The organism is Microbacterium sp. C448, assembly GCF_000582705.2.
GTDB classification, from domain to species: Bacteria; Actinomycetota; Actinomycetes; order Actinomycetales; family Microbacteriaceae; genus Microbacterium; species Microbacterium lacus_A.
Genome location: NZ_HG779811.1, coordinates 1 through 2155 on the forward strand (window position 1 = coordinate 1; position 2155 = coordinate 2155).

Annotated in this window: 4 protein-coding genes; all 4 read right to left on the bottom strand. The window is 58.3% G+C overall.

Annotated features, from left to right (window positions below; all coding sequences use genetic code 11):
- On the bottom strand, positions 1–918 hold a 918-nt coding region (locus MIC448_RS15080; protein ID WP_144238071.1), incomplete at its 3' end, for a hypothetical protein.
- Positions 919–943: 25 nt separating this feature from the next.
- On the bottom strand, positions 944–1357 hold the full coding sequence (locus MIC448_RS15085; RefSeq protein WP_011600627.1) for a hypothetical protein: 414 nt from the start codon (positions 1355–1357) through the stop codon (positions 944–946).
- Positions 1358–1399: 42 nt separating this feature from the next.
- Positions 1400–1831: an OmpA family protein gene (locus MIC448_RS15090; protein ID WP_011600626.1), complete on the bottom strand. Its 432-nt coding sequence runs from the start codon at positions 1829–1831 to the stop codon at positions 1400–1402.
- A gap of 14 nt (positions 1832–1845) precedes the next feature.
- On the bottom strand, positions 1846–2094 hold the full coding sequence (locus tag MIC448_RS15095; protein ID WP_269800302.1) for a TraX family protein: 249 nt from the start codon (positions 2092–2094) through the stop codon (positions 1846–1848).
- Positions 2095–2155 lie beyond the last annotated feature (61 nt).

The window sequence follows — 2155 nt, forward strand, 5'->3', positions numbered from 1 at the left end:
TGCCGGCATCGAGCGGGGCAGGGGGGTTTGCATTGCCTGTTCGATCCAGCAGCTTGTGTAGTGCGCGGCATCACCGCTGGAACGCTTTTCAAGGAGATCGGTAATAAGTTGGTCGGCGCTGGGTTCGGTCATTCGCCAAAAGCCGACAGTAAAGCTATCTGCCAAGGCTTCACGCCATACTTGCGATGGAAGCCGTGACGCGGCCTCTAGGTGCTGTTCCAGAGTCACCGCGCTAACAGCCGCACCAGGAGCGATAGAGCGGGTGCCGATATCGCGGCCTGTAAAGCTGGGCATATCGCGGGAAACGTCCAGACAGTGCGCAAGTTCATGCACCATAACCCCTTTAATCCAAGGGGTGGGGTCGGAGCCGGTGAAGCCTTTTAGGACATTCGCCGGATTCAAGACCAGATCACAGTAGCCAGGCCCTACGTACATAAGCGCCGGGATCGAGTGTGGTAGTGCAACGGTGTTCGTGTTCCAACCAGACACAGCGGATGAAAGCACGACATGCACACCGTAATGTTCAAGCGCAAACTTTTTAAGGAAGGGGAAGCCGTCCGCGTCGGCCACAAAGGCGCTGCGGGCGGCAGCGTATCGCTCGCTTGAAACTCGTTCTAGCGCAATGCCAGACAGCAGAGCTATGGCATAGGTCAAAACAGGAATCAGGGCGACGGAAAGACCGATTCCGATACGGCGTTCTATCGGATTTCCCGTTCTCACAATCCAGGGTTGTCTGGAAGCCCATAAGCCAGCCGCAACAGCTAAGGCAAACCACAGGCCGCCGAACAACATCCAGTCATTGCCGACTGCCCTGCCAGCTAGAGCAACAAGTGATACCAATGCTACCCATGCCAGCGGGGCTAGTACGTCCAATATCGCAGAAATGTTAAGCGGATGATTCTTTCGCTTAATGTCCATGATCGGCGGCCGTTTCCTTGCTGGGCTAGAACGTCGCGTCTTTCAAAGAGATTGCGCAGCCGTTGAAGTCATAGGACACGTCCGTAATGACACCGGAGGCGCGGGCCGTCTTGCCGACTGTCAACGCGGTGACGTTGGCCTTGTTGTCGGTGCCGGCGTGAATCGACACTTGGCCAGCTTTCAACAGCACGCGATAGTGAGGCTGGAAGCCTTCATTGACTGACCGGACTTCGCCAGTCATGGCCAGGCCCTTACCGACATACGTGCTATTGGCTTGCACCTGGTTGTTCTTCGCCGCTTGGCAAATCTGCGGCAGCGTATCCGTCACCATGACCGGGGCCGTGGCCTTTTGAATGTCCTTGGCGACCTGATCCAGCGCGGCGCAACCGGCAAGGGCCAGGATCGGCAAAGCAAGAGCTAGGCGGTTTATAGATTTCATGCAGCAAACTCCTTATCAGTGAAAAAAGTGGACGGCCCGTGCCTAGAACATGGGCACGTAGATCAATTCGATTTCAACACGTTGGTTCTGGTAGCGCCCTTCGGGCGTGATGTTCTCGGTCACGTAGTCGGCGGCCGACGCGAAATTCACCATGATCTTGAGCGGCGACACGCCACGATCCACCAGGTACTTGCGCGCCGACAAGGCACGCTTCAATGCCAGGATTTCATCGCGGGCGCTGGGCCGGTTCGTACTGGTGCGGCCGTTGACATAGATCATCGAGGCGGCGCGGGCGTCAGCAAGGACGGCGGCCACGTCCGCCGGCGGCTGGAACGTGGTGCTGCTGTCCGGGAAGGAAACCATCACCATCGAGGAAACAGGCGTGCTATGGGCGGTGCCGTAGTCGGCGGCCAGCGCGCCTTGCGCGAAGATCATGGACGCCAAGGAAATGGCCAGGAAGAACGCTTTACGCATCGGACAGACTCCAATCAAAAGAATAGGTATCCGGCCTTGCTCATGGGAATGCGGATCAACCAGAGCGCAGCCAGGTGCAGCGGGTAATAGGCATAGAAAGCCCAGCGCAGGCGCGGCATGGACAGATCAATGCGAGAGGCGACCAGGAGCAGCGGCAACACCGCCAAGGCCCACAGGTTGCGATTGATGAACCAGAGCGCGGCCAGGGCCAGCAGCGCGACCGCCGCGGCTGTCCAGGTGGGGCGCTTGCAATAAGACCAGATCCACCCGGCCCCGTTGCATGGCCCAAAACAACCTAGGTGCGTGGGTCAGATCCTTCCGTTA